This is a genomic window from Mucilaginibacter rubeus, from assembly GCF_014643835.1.
Classification (GTDB): Bacteria; Bacteroidota; Bacteroidia; order Sphingobacteriales; family Sphingobacteriaceae; genus Mucilaginibacter; species Mucilaginibacter rubeus.
Window position 1 is genome coordinate 316,154 of record NZ_BMKD01000007.1, and the last position, 16,412, is coordinate 332,565.

The window sequence follows — 16,412 nt, forward strand, 5'->3', positions numbered from 1 at the left end:
ACCCCGACCAGCTACTCGGCTATATTTTGATTAAAGTTGATGTATTTTGCTATGCCATACCGCGTATCATGCCCTTTAACTATTAAAGACATAACTATTTTTGTTCTAAATGGAATCCCAAAACGGGTTTGAGGACTCCATCCTTTTTCTTGTAGTAGCGGAGAATTCTTTATTTTTTCTTTCAAACCAGAATCTAAATCCCCCGATATTTCAATATTTGATAAAGTTCCATTTTTCTCTATGATAAACGAGATTTCGGCATCATCCTTCAGTGATATCTTTGCACCGTTTTGATCTCTCAACTTTCTACCAATATAGTCATCTAACGATTCTACAAATGTAATCGGACTGTTTTTGTATCCGGCTGGTGTGCTTTCGGTAACAAAGGGGTAAGAAACACCGTCTTTGTCAGTGCCGTTGCCCTCTATAAATCGGCCCTTAATATAAGTCATTGTGTACTTAATCGAATCGCTGTTTCCCGTTGCACCATGCCATACTCCATCCATCAAGCCCTTATCAACAGGTCCTTCAAAAACATTTTTTGTAAAATCATCATTATATATAATCCAATGCCCCTTGCCATTTTCGCAGATCATATTTCCCGACTTATCATAACAATCGATAAACGCAGTTTTTACATTAAAGTAAAGTTTCCCGGGTGAGTTTTTAACCCTTGAAAAAAGTTTTCCAGATGGATAATATGAATATTCTTCTCCGCTTTTGTACCCTTTCTCGTAATGAGATATCTGCTTCCGCTTGCCATCAGGAAAAAAGCACATCCCCTCGCCAGCCAAAAGCATTTCGGAAGCTCGAAGGTCGGTTGGTTTGTTAGAATAGGCTTTCCCAACAAACTTTATCTTTCCATTAATATAATACTCTTGTACGTTTGGCTTATCGTCGCCGGAATCTGCAGGGAGGATTGTTCTGAAATAATCTGCACTATCAATTGTTGGCCAAAGAAGGTCTTTGGCTCCTTTTATCACATTGTACCTGAAGTAATATACAACTGTGTCTTTTTGCTGCCCGTTGACATTGATAGAACAACCTAATAGGAAAATAAGGTATAGGCTATTTTTTAACATAGCCGAAATTACAAAATAAATAATAATACGCGGCGACAAATCTTTTCCGCTATCGGTGTAAAGGCGTAGGGAAGAGCATTCTAACTGGGGTCGACAGAGAAACTTTATTTTTTACTTTCTCATAGCCGTTTAAAACAAAAGAGCTACAGTGGCAACCGATAGCTCTTTTGTTTAATGTGATTATTTGCTGTATAGTTGCAGCAACCTTGTAAAAATTAATAAACCGCTAAGCTGTAATTAAGCGTTTGTCCTTCTTGCAAAAACAAATTCGGTGCTTTTGCTTTGTCTGAGTCGTTGATAACGCCATCGTTATTGGTATCTTTAAATTTCACTGAGCCAATTATCGCTGCAGGTGTTTGTTTAGGGCTGCTGTCAATATCGGCCTGGGTTTTAAAAATACCTATCGGAATCAGTCCATTGTAATAGCTTTTTTGGGTTCCTTTTTCAGCAACAATGTAATACTCTCCTATATAGGCAACTACTGCGGTCGCTTTTCCTGACGCATCCGTAGTAAGTGTGTATGAGGGCGCTTCCCCGGTATTGGGTTTATTTACATCATCATACAGTTTTACTGTTGCACCTGCCGATGCAGCGCCGGTCTGGCCATCAGTTATGGTAATAGCAACAGTTGAAGTAGCCGGCCCTTTTTTATCACATGAAGAAAACAAAAACGATGCTGCTATGCAGCCTGATAAAAGTAAAGATGTATATTTCATAAACCCTAAAACGAAACAAGGGAGCTATTGTTTTAATCAGTTGTTAAAAAAATTACCTGTAATGTGCTATCCCTCAATAGCAACCGCTACATTTTCTGTTAAGATCTGTTTATTCTTATCCTACCTTTTTATAAATATCTTTTAAATTACGCCCCATTTCCTTGTAATCAAGGCCATAACCTACTACAAATTCGTTTCCTATTTCAAAGCCTACATACTTAAGCTCCTCTATTTTTTTTTGAAGAGCGGCCGGCTTTAATAATAATGAGCATAACCTTAATGAGGCGGGCTCTCTTTCCTTCAGTTTCTGGATTAGATAGTGAGCTGTATTGCCCGTATCAACAATATCTTCAATAATAACTACATCGCGTCCCTTAATATCAACCGTTAAATCAATATCTTCCCGTATTTTTAGCTTACTGGAGGTGCCGCCATAGTATGATGCTAATTTGGTGAAGTTAATTTCGCATGGAATGCTCACTTGTTTGATCAGGTCGGCTGTAAAAAGAAAGCTGCCGCTGAGTACCCCTATAAAAACGGGTATGCTATTATTATAATCTTCATTTAATTGTATGCCAATGGCTTTAACACGTTCTTCAATCTTATCGGCAGTTAGTAGTATCTCAAATTCCAGATCGGCTATTTGTTTTGTCATTGGGTTTAGTTTGTGTTTTTTAAAGGCAGTATAATTCCGCCGTTTACATTAATCCCGGCGAAATTGGATTTTAAGCGCCTAAAATACTATTAATCACTTACAATAGCGTGAAAAATAATTGTGACATATAAGCTTATCTTTGCAGCCGAATGATTGACTATCAACTTTATACTTTACCTAATGGTATCCGCATACTGTATAAGCACTGGCCATCGGCAATTACACATTGTTGCTTTATTGTAAACGCGGGATCGCGCGATGAAGCTCCGGGACAGGAAGGCCTTGCCCATTTTATTGAGCACCTGCTGTTTAAAGAAACCGAACGCCGTAACACCAGCCAGATCCTCAACAGGCTCGAGCTTGTTGGCGCCGATCTTAACGCTTATACCACTAAAGAATATACCTGCATCCACGCGTCGTTGCTTAACCAGCACCTTGACCGCACTATGGATCTTTTTGAGGATATATTATTTCATTCCACGTTCCCGGATGATGAACAGGAGAAAGAGCGCGGTGTCATTTTAGATGAAATAGCTTCCTATCTTGACCAACCGGAAGAAGCCATACAGGATGATTTTGAAGAGCTGCTGTTTAAGGAGCACCCCATGGGCCAAAACATTTTAGGTACGCCCGAAACCGTTGGCAGGCTTAACGGGGACGACATCCGGGGGTTTATAGCGGCAAACTATAATACAACCGAAATGATCTTTGCTGTACACGGCAATTATGAGTTCAGGAAACTGGTGGCCATGTCTGAAAAGTATTTCGGCCATGTGCCTTTAAATGAGCTTCAAAAAACTCGGGTAAAGCCCGTACAAAGTACGGGTAGTATCCATATCGTTAACAAACCTATCTCACAAACGCACTGTATTATAGGCACACAGGCTTATTCATCGTCGCATGAGCATAAATGGGGCTTATTATTGCTTAACAACCTCCTGGGCGGAGTGGGCATGAGCAGCAGGCTCAACCTCGAAATCAGGGAAAAACATGGTATAGCCTATACTGTCGAATCAAATTACACCCCTTTAACTGACACCGGCATCTTCTCTATTTACTTTGGTACCGATACCGAAAAAGCGAACAAAGCTTCAAAACTGATTCATAAGGAACTGAAAAAGCTGCGTGAACAAAAGCTGGGCAGTTTGCAATTGCACCAGGCCCGGCAAAAGTTTATCGGGCAAATAGCATTAGCGGAAGAAAACCGCATGAGCCTCATTATAGCCATGGCCAAAAGCATGATTGATTTTAACCGTGTTGACACTCTCGAAGAGATCTTTGCAAAAATTAACCTGGTAAGTGCCGAGCAATTGCTGACCATCAGCAATGAAATTTTTGATAATAACCGCCTGATCACTTTGCTATTTGAGCCTAAGCAATAATCCTTTATTTTTGCAAGATGAAGTATCCTATCATTGCCTACGGTGATCCTGTTTTAAGAAAGAAAGCAACAGCTATAGAGCCCGACGAGTATCCGCATATAAAAGAACTGGTTGAAAATATGTTTGAAACCATGTACACGGCCCGTGGTGTTGGCCTGGCAGCGCCGCAGGTAGGCATGTCAATGCGTTTATTTGTAGTGGATGCCACCCCTTTTGATGATGACGAACCGGAACTGAAAGATTTCAAAAAAGCGTTCATCAATGCTACCATACTGGAAGAAACCGGTGAGGAATGGAGTTTTAACGAAGGCTGCCTGAGCATTCCGGATATTCGTGAAGATGTATACCGCAAGCCGGTTGTACGCATGTCATACTATGACGAGAACTGGAAACACCATGAAGAAACTTTTAAGGGCATGGCCGCACGTGTTATCCAGCACGAATACGATCACATTGAAGGCAAATTGTTTACCGATAAGCTAAGCCCGTTACGTAAACGGCTTATCGAAAAAAAGCTTAACGATATATCAAAAGGCATGGTTGATGTGGATTATAAAATGAAGTTTCCCAACATTAAAAAAGGAAGATAATACTTTACCCAAAGCATATGAAGAGCCGCCACACAGCGGCTTTTTCTTTTTGTATATTTTTATAAATATTCAGCTAAGCCTGTAAAAATTACAATACTATACCTCTGCATTAAACCAATCGGCGTAATTTCGGTCTTTGTTTTGGCATTTTTAATGCGTTATATTTACACAACCAATCATAAAAATCATAAACCAATGACTACCAGACGATCTTTTCTAAAAACTTCGGCGCTACTTTCAGCAGGCCTGTTGGCAGCTCCTAATTTGTTTGCATATGATAAAAAATATATAGGCTTACAATTATATACTGTGCGTGATGCAATGGCTGCCGACCCTGTTGCTGCATTGGCAAAGGTTGCCAAAACAGGTTTCACATCTGTTGAAGGTGCAACTTATACCGGTACCGAATTGTTTTATGGCATGCGCCCCGGCGATTTTGCAAATGTTTTAAAACAGAACGGCCTCATCATGCCCAGCGCGCATTACCGTTTAGGCGAGGAGCTGGTTAACGGCGAACAACAAAAAGGAACCATCATGAACGACTGGAAAAAAGCCGTTGATGACGCCGCCGAAGCCGGTGTGCAATACATGGTTTGCGCATATCTTTCACAATCTGAACGCGGCAATCTTGACCATTATAAAAACGTGGCCAACATGCTTGATATAGCCGGCGAAACCTGTAAAGGCGCGGGTATCCAGCTTTGCTATCACAACCACGACTTTGAATTTATACAGGAAAACGGTAAATACCCATATGAGATCCTTTTGGAGAACACCGATAAAGACCTGGTAAAAATGGAAATGGACCTGTATTGGGTTAATAAAGCAAACCAGGACCCAATCGCCCTTATTGATAAACACCCGGGCCGTTTCCCGCTTTGGCATGTTAAGGATATGGACAAAACCCCTGAAAAGAAATTTACTGAAGTTGGCAACGGGGTTATCGACTTTAAAAAGATCTTTACCCAGGCTAAAAAATCAGGCCTCAAATATTTCTTTGTTGAGCAGGATGTTTGCCCGGGCGATCCGTTTGTAAGCATTGCACAAAGTATCAGTTATATTAAAAAGAACCTGGTGTAATATTGCTTTTACACCGATATCCTGAAGGCCTGCATTTAAAACAAATGGCAGGCCTTTTTTATTCTACAAGGGCAAATTGTTTTATAACACATTTAACGGCAAAGGAAAATGAGCGCAACTATAATCAAATACCTCATAGTCATTTTGATGGCTTCGCTTCTTTTTGCCTGTGTTGCTGAAGCGCAAACCGATAAACAGCCGATTCAGGCCGCACAGCAACATGTTACCTGCCTTTAAGGTCTGGCGGGATTTGAAGCTCAATGATGAGCGGTTCTTTTTTTGCCCCTGTTCCTACGCTCCCTGAACCGGTTAAAGAAAACAAAAGCCAGCAAACAGAGTACACAACCGCAAATGCCATTCAGGCGCAGGCCATAATCGTTGCCCGGGTCTTTTCCGTAAATGGTTAAAAACGCAAACAATGCAATACCCAGTGTTTGGCCCAGTTTTACAAACAGGTATTTAACCGCAAAAAACATCCCCTCGCGATTCTCGCCGGTACGTTTAGCCTCGTTCTGTGCTATTTCGGCAAGTATCGCATTGGGCAAAATACCCAGCGAGGCCAGCGGAAACGATGCGCTGATAACCAGCGTATAGATTTGCACCTGCGGTGTAAATGGAAGTTTGCCCAGGAAAAATATCGCTACAAAAATCAAACTCAGTAGCCCGAACGAAAAAAGCACGATAGGTTTTTTGCCAATCTTTTGCGACAGGTAATTAACCAGCGGATAAAACAGCAGTGATACCAATACCATCGTAGCCATAAGTTCTCCGCCCATAGATTCGGGCAGATTTAACAACGATTTTAAAAAAAACAGTAAGCCGCTTGATATGATGCTTAATGCCATATAGTACGAAAAATCGGATATCAGGTAATATTTGAAATTCCGGTTTTCAAAGGTTTTTTGAATAGCAGGCAATAGCGGCAAGTGCGATGGGTGACCGTTTGAATACCGTTTTTCGTCTATGGTGAATACAGGTACGAGCATTACCAGCCCGGCAAATATGGCCAGCCCCCAAATGGTGTACTGCACGGCGGTATCCCGATTGGGGGTACCGGCAAAGCGTTGTACCCAGTCGGCAAAATTATTAACCATCGCCGATAGGATAATCCCTATTACAAAACCCACCTGCTGTAATGATGAAAGCTTAACCCGTTCGCTGCCTGTGCGGGTGAGCTCCGGCAGCAGGGCGTTGTACGGGATAATATAGGCCGTAGCGCCCATAAAAAAGCAAATAAGCGTAAAGGTAAGCCAGTAAGCGTTATGAATACTTTCGCCCTTTACCACGGGGTAAAAGGTTAATCCGCAAAATAAAGCGGCAGGTAAAACAGCCCATTGCATAAAAGGAATTCGCCGCCCACGACGGTTTTCGCTTTTATCACTTAGCGAGGCAATAAAAGGATCAAAAAAAGCATCCACCAACCGCCCGGAAGCTGTAATCACAGACATGATATTGAACAGGCCAAAAAGCAACAATTGAGGTACCAGCGTAGTAAGCCCGGCATTGTTTGGCGGCAGGTAAAAGTAAGGCAGCATCACAATGATAATATTGGTCATGATGCTCCACCCTATCATTCCGCAGGCATAAGCAAGCTGTTTGGAAAGTGGTAGTTTATTGGCCGGCATTTAATGCAATATGCAAATATTACATCAATATATAATGGCGGTTTACCATGCGGATTGAAAAACAATAAATAAAAAATTTTCACACTAATTTTTACGTATTAATCGAATTACACGAATTGAATCAATTTAAGATTCGATTAATTGTGGAGAGCTTGCAAAGCATTTGTGTAGAAATTTTCCAGTATGAGATTAGTAAAACAGATGGAATTATTTTAAACGCGACTTCCCTGACCCGTTCTTTACAACCCTGCATAATAATCATACCCCTGTTCGGCCCAGTAATCGCGGGGGCGGTTATTACTGAAAGTAATGCTACCTATCCGTTTCAGGTTTTTGATGCCATATTTTACAGGGATAATGAGCCTTAGCGGTGCGCCATGCTTTGGAGGCAAGGGTTTTTCGTTAACCTCATAGGCCAGCAGGGTTTGCGGGTGCATAGCACTTGGCATGTCAACGCCCACGTAATACTCCTTGTCAGGCGTTTCCATGCCTACATACTCAAACCGGGTTTCGGCATCAAGCTTAAAGTGAGCTATAAAATCGCTAAATTTTACACCGCCCCAGTGCGAAATCTGGTCCCAGCCCTCTACGCACTTAAAATCATAAATGATCTCGGTTTTAGGAAGTTTCTTTATTTCATCGATACCGATATTCAAGAGCTCACCGTTCTGCTTTTTGACCGACAGTTTCCAGTTGTCTACATCAATCAAACCATCCGAGCCTATATCGCTATTATGACGTACTACTTTGGCGGCCATTTCCTTAGGATAAGTTTTAACCAGGTTTTTATTGCTGTATAGCTGGCGAACCACCTTTTCGTTAGCATTAAGCACCGCACGCAATGGCTTATGGGCCTCTCCGGTGATACCCGGCGCCTCATTGGGCGAAGTATACAACCAGCGCCAGCCGCCATATGCGGCACCTCCCAATACCAGGAGGCTGCCGAAGGAGATAAAATTGCGACGGCTGATCTTTTGCTCAACGGTAAGCTCCTTTTTGGGGCCTTTATTTTTGCTGAAAACCTTATTCAGTTTTTTTGTTAGTTTCATCGTTTTGAATTTGAATAGCGGGCTGCGGTTTTTCATCTATCACCTCAAACCCCGAAATAACCGACCTGAAATTATTCCAGCCGGCAAGTATTACCTGTACAACATGCACCAGGAAAAACAGCACATAGCCAATAGTAAGCACAAAATGCCAGATACGGGCCAGGTGGTACCCGCCGCAGAGCCAGGCCAAATAATTAAACTGTACCGGTTTGTAAATAGCCAGCCCTGTTATCAGCGAGCCAAAGCCCATAACAATAATAGCCGTATAGGCAATACGCTGGGCCGCATTGTATTTGTTTTGAGGTGGGGCCGTTTTGCGGATATGCAGGTCGTGCAAAACCACCAGCCAGGCTTCTTTAAACGAGTGCCGGCTTGGCAACAGCTCCCGCCACCGGCCCGATATAATGGTATATGTAACATACAGAAAGCCGTTCAGCGCAAAAAACCACATAAACAAAAAGTGGAAAGCCATGCCCTCGGCCAGCCGCCGGGGAATGTGCAGCGCATCATAAAAACCCTGCGGAAAAAAGCGAATAAAAGTAACACCGAAGAGCGTGAACGTGTAAGTATCGTTGGCCCAGTAAATGAGTAAGCCACTCCAGATCATGATGGTGAGGATGGGGAAGTTTACCCAATGCGTCCAACGCATTAACAGGGTGTGTTTCTCTTTAATTACTTTCATCTAAATGCTCTTAATGCTATTCAACACAACTATTGTATGTTTTTATCTTGTCGCTCCACATCCGCCGAAACTTTGAACAGGCTTTTCGATGCTGCCAAAACAGCACCGTTGCTTGTATTTTGCACAAAACCTATTACTTCCCATCCCCGGGCCTCAACCCCGGCAGGCAAAGCAATAGTTGCGCTGCCATTGTTTTTGTTTAAAGGCATAGTTTGAAGGTTTCGTACAATTTGAGCGTGGGCCAAAGTGCGGCCGCCGTTTTCACCACGCTCAACTTTTACAACAGCTTGTTTTTGTACCAATGCCACTGATATCACATTAGGTGCGCTCCCGGTATTGCCTTCAACTTTGTATTGTACCGAAGCTGTATTATTCGCATTAAGAGTAACACCTAAGTTTAATTGAACACTGCCGCTCCCCTGCAAGCCGCTTTTAATAGTGCTGCGTAAACGCTCCTCCTGCGAACCTACAAACTCCGTTTTACCATTAACCACAATTTGCGGCGTGTAAACCTGCGACAGGTTTAACCAACGCGCATATTCATTTTGCCGTTTTGAATAATCGGCACTACTGAAAACGTCTTTCCAGCCAAGACGGTTCCAGTAATCAACATGGTAGGCTAAAATATAAACGGGCTTATCGCCAATCTCTTTTTGAACTTTGGCTACCAATTCGTCGGCAGGCGGGCAGCTTGAACAGCCTTCGGAAGTAAATAGTTCAACGAGGGCAAAACCTTTACCATCAAACTTTAAATTATCGTTTTGGCTGGTTTTAGCCCCGCTTTTGCAATTTATAAATGCAACAGAAACGATTACTGCACCTATAACAAACGGCACAAACGCAAGTATTCTGATCTTTCTCATTTCACTTAGATTAAATGATATACGTTTTTTACTGCTTTGTCGGGTTCATGGGGATAACCTTACAATAATTTTTAACTTTTTTTGACTGATATAAATATCGGCATAATAAGCTCAAATCAAGGCATGTAGCGTAACTTAGCAATCATCAGGAATGTCTTGGATTAAAATAAAATAAATTTGAACTTATTTTGTAAGGATTAAGCCCAGCGCCCGACTAAGCCTGTAATTTTATTAGCATTACCGCATTTCATGTTAACCGAAACTAATGTATTAAACCCACATAAATGGGTTGCCGCCTATGCCGATTACCTGTATATGTACGCCATTGTGCGCATCAACGATGAGGACACGGCCAAAGACCTGGTACAGGAAACTTTTTTGGCAGCCCTTGAAAAAGTGGACCGGTTTGAGGGCAAAAGCACCGAACGAACGTGGCTTACCGCTATCCTTAAAAATAAGATTATTGATGTATACCGCAAAAAATCATCAGGTTTGGCTATAGCTTCGGCTAATAAAGCAGCTCAGGAGCAAGATGATTTTTTTGAGGAAGACAATGGGCACTGGAAAGCTGAATATGCTCCTCAGCCCATCGCGGCAATGGATGATCAGGACCCTTTGTTAAAAAAAGAATTGAACGGCATCCTGCAAAAATGCCTTCAAAAATTACCTGCCCTGTGGAACGCGGTATTTACCATGAAACACATAGACGATGCGGCTACCGAAAACATTTGTACCGAACTGCATGTTAGCCAGGCCAACTTCTGGGTTATCATTCACCGGGCAAAAGTTAACCTGAGGGCATGCCTTCAAAAAAACTGGAATTAAACTGAAATGAGCTATTTAAAAAAAATTATATATAACTGTAAACAAGCCACTTTTCTCATTGAAAAAAAGCAGCTTAAACGACTTACCTTCCGCGAGGAAATGGAACTGCGCATTCACCTGGCCGGTTGCGGCGTGTGTGTATTATACAATAAACAAAGCCGCGCTATCAATGATATGGTGCAGCAGCTATTTCATGATTCGCTAAAAAATGAGCTGAAACTTGATGATGCTTTTAAAGCAGATTTGCAGGCAAGGATTGAAGAGGGCTTGGCGTAATAAGATTTTATCACGAATGGATTTGCATTATGACTAAAATTTGAGCGAATTACACGAATCCATGTTTGACACGAATCTTTGCTTGGCGTAGATAATAGGATCGAATTATACGAATTGGCGTGGGTGATTAGATAGCCGGATCCTTTTTTAGAAAACAACTCGTTGATATTCAATTGAAGGTTTTCCGAAATTTATTACAAGGCCTAATTTGAGGCCAGAGGCTTTTAAGTAGTTAAGCGTTTGTTTGATATATGGGTCGCCGATGTAATTGCCTATTTTTACTTCGAGAATGATACCGTCATAAACTACAAAGTCAGCAACAAAGAAATGCTTGAGCTTTTGTTCTTTATATGTAATGGTAAATGGTCTTTCTCGTACAAATGGGATATTTAACCTGGCAAACTCAAACTCGAGGGCATCCTTATAAACTGCTTCTTTAAATCCGTGCCCCAATATGTTATGAACCTCAAAACATGCCCCGATAATTTTGTAAGATTCTTCCTTAAATAAGATTTCAACCACGGTTAACAGAATTGGTGACCAAAATATAGAATGATTTTAATTTCATCAATAATTTAATTAACTCTCGCGAGGAGTCGATAAAAAACAATTCGTGTAATTCAAAATAATTCTCTTCAGAGAGCAAGGATTCGTGTCAAACATGGATTCGTGTAATTCGATCTAATTGTAATCGACACGCAAAATATTCGTGTTAAAACTCCCTATCCTTCGTATCCATTATAATAGTTACCGGGCCATCATTTAACAGGCTGATCTTCATATCAGCACCAAAAATACCGGTTGCTATCTTTTTGCCTGTCAAGGTTTCAAGCGTTTGTACCATTTGCTCATACATCGGGATAGCCTTGTCAGGTTTAGCAGCCCTTAAAAACGACGGACGGTTTCCCTTTTTAGTTTGAGCAAATAAAGTAAACTGGGAAATCAGTAATATATTCCCGTCAATATCTGCAAGGGCTTTGTTCATGAGGCCGTTCTCATCTCCAAAAACACGCATGCCTGTAATTTTATTAGCAAGCCACTGCATATCCTCTGGGGTATCGGCATCTTCAATCCCTAATAATACCAAAAATCCGGCACCTATTTCGCCGGTTATCTTTCCATCCACCATGCAGCTTGCCTGGGTAACTCGTTGCAGTACAGCCCTCATAATTTTTACACTAATTTCTTTTTTTATTGCTGCCCACAATTTAGGCTAATTTCACTGATCCTACTTGCTATAGATAAGATAATCGTGTAATTAGATCAGATTATAAACGTTATAAACTTACTCGCGCGCTATTAATATTAGTGTCAATTAGATATCATTCGTACAATTAGTGCTAATTCCATTCGTGTAATTAGTGCGTAATTAATTAAGTTCGCAACCGCTATTATGTATATCTAATTAATAGGATTTAAAATGAGTGCAAAAAAAGGCTTCACTACCACCATATTACATGCCGACCGGCTTGGTAAACCCGAGCATGGTTCGTTACATAAACCCATCCACACCTCTGTAACCTACGGGCACGAGGATGTGCAGGACCTGGTTGATATTTTCCAGAATAAAAAAAGTGGTTACGCTTATTCGCGCCAGGGTAACCCTACTATTACCGCCCTGGAGCAAAAGGTAACCCAAATGGAACACGGGGTATCAAGTATCGCTTTCTCAACCGGTATGGCGGCAATTTCGGCGACGGTGATGGCCCTTATTAAAGGCACTGACCATATCGTAGCCAGCTCGTTCCTGTTTGGGAACAGCCGCAGTATTTTTCAAACCTTTATTGATATGGGTATCAGCATTGATTTTGTTGATGCTACCTCGGTTGATAATGTACGCGCGGCAATAAAAGCAAATACCCGCATGGTATTTGTTGAAACCATTGCCAACCCGGCTACTCAAATTGCCGACCTAAAAAACATTGGCGACCTGTGCGAGGAAAAAGGCATTATGTACGTGGTTGATAACACCATGACCTCGCCATATCTGTTTAACCCAATTAATGTTAAAGCAAGTTTAGTGATTAATTCACTTACCAAATACATTGGCGGTCACGGTAATGCTCTGGGCGGTGCTGTAACCAACACCGGTTTGTTTGACTGGGCAAACTATCCAAACATTTTCCCGGGCTTCAAGGCAGTGGTAAAACCCGAGAACCTGGGCATGACCCAGATCCGTAAGAAAGGGTTACGTGACGCCGGCGGCACTTTATCGCCCGAGGCCGCGCACACCATTTCTGTTGGTGCCGAAACCCTGGCCCTGCGCCTTGACCGTGCCTGCAGCAACGCTTTGGCACTGGCTAAATATTTCGATAATCACCCAAAAGTTAAAAAGGTATTTTACCCGGGCGTTGAATCGCACCCGCAGCATGAATTGGCCGGTGAGTTATTTACACGCTATGGCGGCTTGATGAGCATTGAGCTTGATGAAAGTATCAACTGCCTGGCATTTTTAAATAAACTGAAACTGGTTGTAAAATCAAGCAACCTTGGTGATACCCGTACCCTAGCCATACCGGTTGCACAAACCATTTTCTTTGAGCTTGGTGCCGAGCGCCGCGCAGAAATGGGCATTCCTGAAAGCATGATCCGCCTCTCGGTAGGTATTGAAGACCTCGACGATTTGCTCGAAGATTTCAAAACCGCTTTAGGCGAATAAATATTGGGCCTTGTGAATAACACAAGGCCTTTTTTGTTGAATACCATACCTGTTCGCGACTATCATAGCAGAACATAAAATAATTTTCATTGATCGATAGGGGTTTATATGCTGTTTGTTGTAATATAGACGTATGAAAACCTATAAAACCTTGAAAACACTTCTTCGTGTGCTAACCCTTGCACTTATAACCAGCGGCATCCAGGCGCAAACCCAACCAGACTCTTTAACCATCAAATTACAACAGGCTTTTACGCATGAAAGTCTGCCCGGCATGTATGTGATCATGACCGATGGTAATAAAGTTAGCTACTCCCATAGTTTTGGCTATGCAGATGAAGCCAACCAAGTACCCTATTTAGCTAATACAATTCAAAACATTGGCTCGGTGAGTAAAACTGTTATTGCCGTAGCGTTGATGAAAGCTATCGAATTAAAGTATTTTACGCTGGAAACAGATATCAACGATGTGCTACCTTTTAAGGTAACCAATCCTAATGACCCAAACGGAAAAATAACCATCAGGCAGTTAACCAACCATACATCAGGGATTGTTGATAACCCTGAAATATATCATTACTGCTATCATTTTTATCCTAAACTAAGGGCTTATGACAGTATTTCGATAAAAACCCTGAACCAAATGGGTTTTGGTGATAAATTAAAGGATACAACTTTAGCCCAGTTCTTTTACAATTATTTATCGCCGCAAGGCCAATACTATAGTAAGGCCAATTTTGGTGAAGGCCCGGCAGGAAGCGTTTCTTCGTATTCTAACATCGGCTCGGCACTAGCGGCATATCTCATTGAACTTAAATCGGGCCTTTCTTATGCAGAGTTTACCCAAAAGTATATCCTGAAGCCGTTAAAGATGGATCACTCAGGCTGGCATATCCAGGATGTGGATTTGAAGAAACATGCCTATTTATATCTCGATCTAAAGAACCGGTTCCCGTTATATGACCTGGTTACGTATCCGGATGGAGGGCTAAAAACTTCGCCCGAAGATTTGAGCAAATATTTAATGGCAATTGCCAGGCACGATAAAAAGCTGCTGACTAAGGCATCATACCAGGCTATGTTCACTCCGCAGTTCAGTAAAGAGCATCCGCCTAAAAACATCAATTTAACCTATCGTAACAAAGGCATATTCTGGAATTTATATACCACCGGCACCATCGGTCATGACGGAGATGATCCCGGTGTTGGTACTTATTTGTTCTTTAATTCCTCGACAGGTAAAGGTGGTTTGTTTTTGACTAATAAATATTTGCCCAATAAACAGGCTATTGTTGATGTGCTGGTGAAGGAAGCGGCGGGGAAATAGGCCTGGACGAGGTGCAGTCTTAACATTGATAAACCATGTCATTGCACGAAGCAATCGCACGGAAACATAGCCGCCCTGTATAGCATGCGATTGCCGCGTCGCGCCCCGGCTTATTCCCGTTGGGCTCCTCGCAATGACATATTTTATGCTTGTTTTTCTTGTTTCCTGATTCTAACAGTCCTGGCTCTTTCCTCCTGACTCTTTATTCTTGCTGTCTTGATTCTTTCCCTAAGCTCTTGTATCGTTACCATGATAAATACTCAGGTAACTCTCGTAGCGCGATAGGGTTATCTCTCCTTCTTCCAAAGCTTCGAGTACGGCGCAGCCGGGTTCATTGATGTGGCGGCAATTGTTAAAACGGCATTGGTTCATCCGTTCGCGCATTTCGGGGAAGAAATGACCAAGCTCTTGTTTTTCTATGTCGATAACGCCCAGTTCGCGGATGCCGGGGGTATCAATAATAAAACCACCCTGCGGCAGTTCAAACATTTCGGCAAAGGTAGTGGTGTGCATCCCCTTATCGCTCCAGTCGGATACCATGTGTGTGCGCAGGTCCAACTCGGGTAGCAACGCGTTGATCAGGCTTGATTTACCCACGCCCGAGTGGCCGGAAAACAAGGTGACCTTATCCTTCAACAAATCCTGCACCTGGCTGATATTAGTACCCTCAATGGCCGAAACTTCAAAACAGGGATAGCCAATGTCTTCATAAATGGCTTTATAATCGGCCAAAACTTCCAGGCCTTCATCGCTAAACAGATCGAGCTTATTGAACACCAATCTTGCAGGGATATCGTAAGCCTCGGCACTTACCAAAAAGCGATCGATGAAACCCAGGGAAGTACGCGGAGAAGCCAGCGTAACTACCAAAATAGCCTGGTCAAGATTGGCAGCAATGATCTGCGCCTGTTTGCTCAGGTTAATAGCTTTGCGGATGATGTAGTTTTTTCGTTGATGCAGGTTGGTGATCACGCCATCTTCCCTGTCGGGCTCCATTTCAAAATCAACCACATCGCCAACGGCAATAGGGTTGGTTGTGGTAATACCTTTTATACGGAACTTACCTTTGATGCGGCAATCTATCTTTTGCCCATCGGGGGTGTGTACCTGGTACCAGCTTCCGGTTGATTTTGTTATTAATCCCTGCATATAATCAAGCTTCAAAAGTAGCAAATTAATTTTGACACTAATTTTTTCGAATTTGAGCGAATTACACGAAGTGCCATTCTACGTCATAATTTGTGTAATTCGGTTAATTGTGAATGGCATGCTGAGCATTCGTGGTAAAAATCTCTCCACGAATTTATTCGAATTAGCGAATTACACAAACTGCCTTTCCGAGCCGTAATTAGGGTCATTCGATCGAATCATACCCCTTGCTCAGCATTAGGTTGAAATAATTCGCGTAATTCGCATAAATTATTGACGCCCTGCAAGCATTCGTGCTAAATAATCAAAATATTTAACTGCATATAGGATCCGCAGTCGTTTCCCTGTACGCTTACAATAATCCGCAATGACAGATAAAACCTTTTACCTATCCCCCTCATTATCAAATCCATCAATCACCCCCTCAATCGCCTTACAATTATTACGAAAAT

18 protein-coding genes are annotated in these 16,412 nt (G+C 42.2%); 8 read left to right on the forward strand and 10 right to left on the reverse strand.

Annotated elements, in window-relative coordinates; all coding sequences use genetic code 11:
* Positions 1-11: 11 nt before the first annotated feature.
* The 3 genes from IEX80_RS22245 to hpt all read right to left on the reverse strand — a co-directional run bounded on the left by IEX80_RS22245 (position 12) and on the right by hpt (position 2,453).
* The gene (locus IEX80_RS22245; protein WP_188834181.1) at positions 12-1,082 is read right to left on the reverse strand and encodes a toxin-antitoxin system YwqK family antitoxin; all 1,071 of its coding nucleotides are present in this window, start codon (positions 1,080-1,082) and stop codon (positions 12-14) included.
* Between the two features lie 215 nt (positions 1,083-1,297).
* Positions 1,298-1,798 (reverse strand): hypothetical protein, encoded by a 501-nt coding sequence (locus IEX80_RS22250; RefSeq protein ID WP_090533461.1) that lies wholly within the window; start codon positions 1,796-1,798, stop codon positions 1,298-1,300.
* 115 nt (positions 1,799-1,913) lie between these two features.
* Positions 1,914-2,453: a hypoxanthine phosphoribosyltransferase gene (hpt, locus tag IEX80_RS22255; RefSeq protein ID WP_188834182.1), complete on the reverse strand. Its 540-nt coding sequence runs from the start codon at positions 2,451-2,453 to the stop codon at positions 1,914-1,916.
* A 152-nt stretch (positions 2,454-2,605) separates the two neighbouring features.
* Here hpt and IEX80_RS22260 point away from each other — a divergent pair, with 152 nt between their 5' ends.
* From IEX80_RS22260 to IEX80_RS27940, 4 genes are all read left to right on the forward strand, one after another.
* Positions 2,606-3,835: a M16 family metallopeptidase gene (locus tag IEX80_RS22260; protein ID WP_188834204.1), complete on the forward strand. Its 1,230-nt coding sequence runs from the start codon at positions 2,606-2,608 to the stop codon at positions 3,833-3,835.
* Positions 3,836-3,852: 17 nt separating this feature from the next.
* Positions 3,853-4,425: a peptide deformylase gene (gene def / locus IEX80_RS22265; RefSeq protein ID WP_176626382.1), complete on the forward strand. Its 573-nt coding sequence runs from the start codon at positions 3,853-3,855 to the stop codon at positions 4,423-4,425.
* A gap of 195 nt (positions 4,426-4,620) precedes the next feature.
* Entirely contained in the window at positions 4,621-5,505 is an 885-nt protein-coding gene (locus IEX80_RS22270; RefSeq protein ID WP_090533817.1) for a sugar phosphate isomerase/epimerase family protein, read from the forward strand.
* A 108-nt stretch (positions 5,506-5,613) separates the two neighbouring features.
* Complete coding sequence (locus IEX80_RS27940) at positions 5,614-5,742, forward strand: hypothetical protein (RefSeq protein WP_256382338.1); 129 nt, start codon at positions 5,614-5,616, stop codon at positions 5,740-5,742.
* Between the two features lie 20 nt (positions 5,743-5,762).
* Here IEX80_RS27940 and IEX80_RS22275 read toward each other — a convergent pair whose 3' ends face one another.
* From IEX80_RS22275 to IEX80_RS22290, 4 genes are all read right to left on the reverse strand, one after another.
* On the reverse strand, positions 5,763-7,130 hold the full coding sequence (locus tag IEX80_RS22275) for an MFS transporter (protein WP_188834183.1): 1,368 nt from the start codon (positions 7,128-7,130) through the stop codon (positions 5,763-5,765).
* A 239-nt stretch (positions 7,131-7,369) separates the two neighbouring features.
* Positions 7,370-8,179 (reverse strand): molybdopterin-dependent oxidoreductase, encoded by an 810-nt coding sequence (locus IEX80_RS22280; protein ID WP_188834184.1) that lies wholly within the window; start codon positions 8,177-8,179, stop codon positions 7,370-7,372.
* On the reverse strand, positions 8,154-8,861 hold the full coding sequence (locus IEX80_RS22285) for a cytochrome b/b6 domain-containing protein (protein ID WP_188834185.1): 708 nt from the start codon (positions 8,859-8,861) through the stop codon (positions 8,154-8,156). Before IEX80_RS22285 ends, IEX80_RS22280 begins: the two co-directional genes overlap by 26 nt.
* A gap of 29 nt (positions 8,862-8,890) precedes the next feature.
* Positions 8,891-9,724, reverse strand: a complete 834-nt coding sequence (locus tag IEX80_RS22290; protein ID WP_176626380.1) for a DUF1223 domain-containing protein — start codon at positions 9,722-9,724, stop codon at positions 8,891-8,893.
* Between the two features lie 249 nt (positions 9,725-9,973).
* Between IEX80_RS22290 and IEX80_RS22295 the strand changes: the two genes are divergently transcribed.
* Both IEX80_RS22295 and IEX80_RS22300 read left to right on the forward strand, forming a co-directional pair.
* Positions 9,974-10,549 carry a sigma-70 family RNA polymerase sigma factor gene (locus tag IEX80_RS22295; protein WP_090533446.1) on the forward strand — a complete coding sequence of 192 codons (576 nt, stop codon included), beginning with the start codon at positions 9,974-9,976 and terminating at the stop codon, positions 10,547-10,549.
* Positions 10,550-10,555: 6 nt separating this feature from the next.
* On the forward strand, positions 10,556-10,825 hold the full coding sequence (locus IEX80_RS22300; RefSeq protein ID WP_090533444.1) for a hypothetical protein: 270 nt from the start codon (positions 10,556-10,558) through the stop codon (positions 10,823-10,825).
* Positions 10,826-10,972: 147 nt separating this feature from the next.
* On the opposite strand, the gene IEX80_RS22305 is transcribed toward IEX80_RS22300, so the two are convergent.
* Positions 10,973-11,347: a GxxExxY protein gene (locus IEX80_RS22305; RefSeq protein WP_091176114.1), complete on the reverse strand. Its 375-nt coding sequence runs from the start codon at positions 11,345-11,347 to the stop codon at positions 10,973-10,975.
* Between the two features lie 190 nt (positions 11,348-11,537).
* Positions 11,538-11,993, reverse strand: a complete 456-nt coding sequence (gene dtd / locus IEX80_RS22310; protein WP_188834186.1) for a D-aminoacyl-tRNA deacylase — start codon at positions 11,991-11,993, stop codon at positions 11,538-11,540.
* A 252-nt stretch (positions 11,994-12,245) separates the two neighbouring features.
* Here dtd and IEX80_RS22315 point away from each other — a divergent pair, with 252 nt between their 5' ends.
* Together IEX80_RS22315 and IEX80_RS22320 are read left to right on the forward strand one after the other, a co-directional pair.
* Positions 12,246-13,484: a cystathionine gamma-synthase family protein gene (locus IEX80_RS22315; RefSeq protein WP_188834187.1), complete on the forward strand. Its 1,239-nt coding sequence runs from the start codon at positions 12,246-12,248 to the stop codon at positions 13,482-13,484.
* Positions 13,485-13,617: 133 nt separating this feature from the next.
* On the forward strand, positions 13,618-14,811 hold the full coding sequence (locus IEX80_RS22320) for a serine hydrolase domain-containing protein (protein ID WP_188834188.1): 1,194 nt from the start codon (positions 13,618-13,620) through the stop codon (positions 14,809-14,811).
* 228 nt (positions 14,812-15,039) lie between these two features.
* Here the strand turns inward: IEX80_RS22320 and rsgA are convergent, their stop codons facing one another.
* Positions 15,040-15,960, reverse strand: a complete 921-nt coding sequence (gene rsgA / locus IEX80_RS22325) for a ribosome small subunit-dependent GTPase A (RefSeq protein ID WP_188834205.1) — start codon at positions 15,958-15,960, stop codon at positions 15,040-15,042.
* Positions 15,961-16,412: the final 452 nt, after the last annotated feature.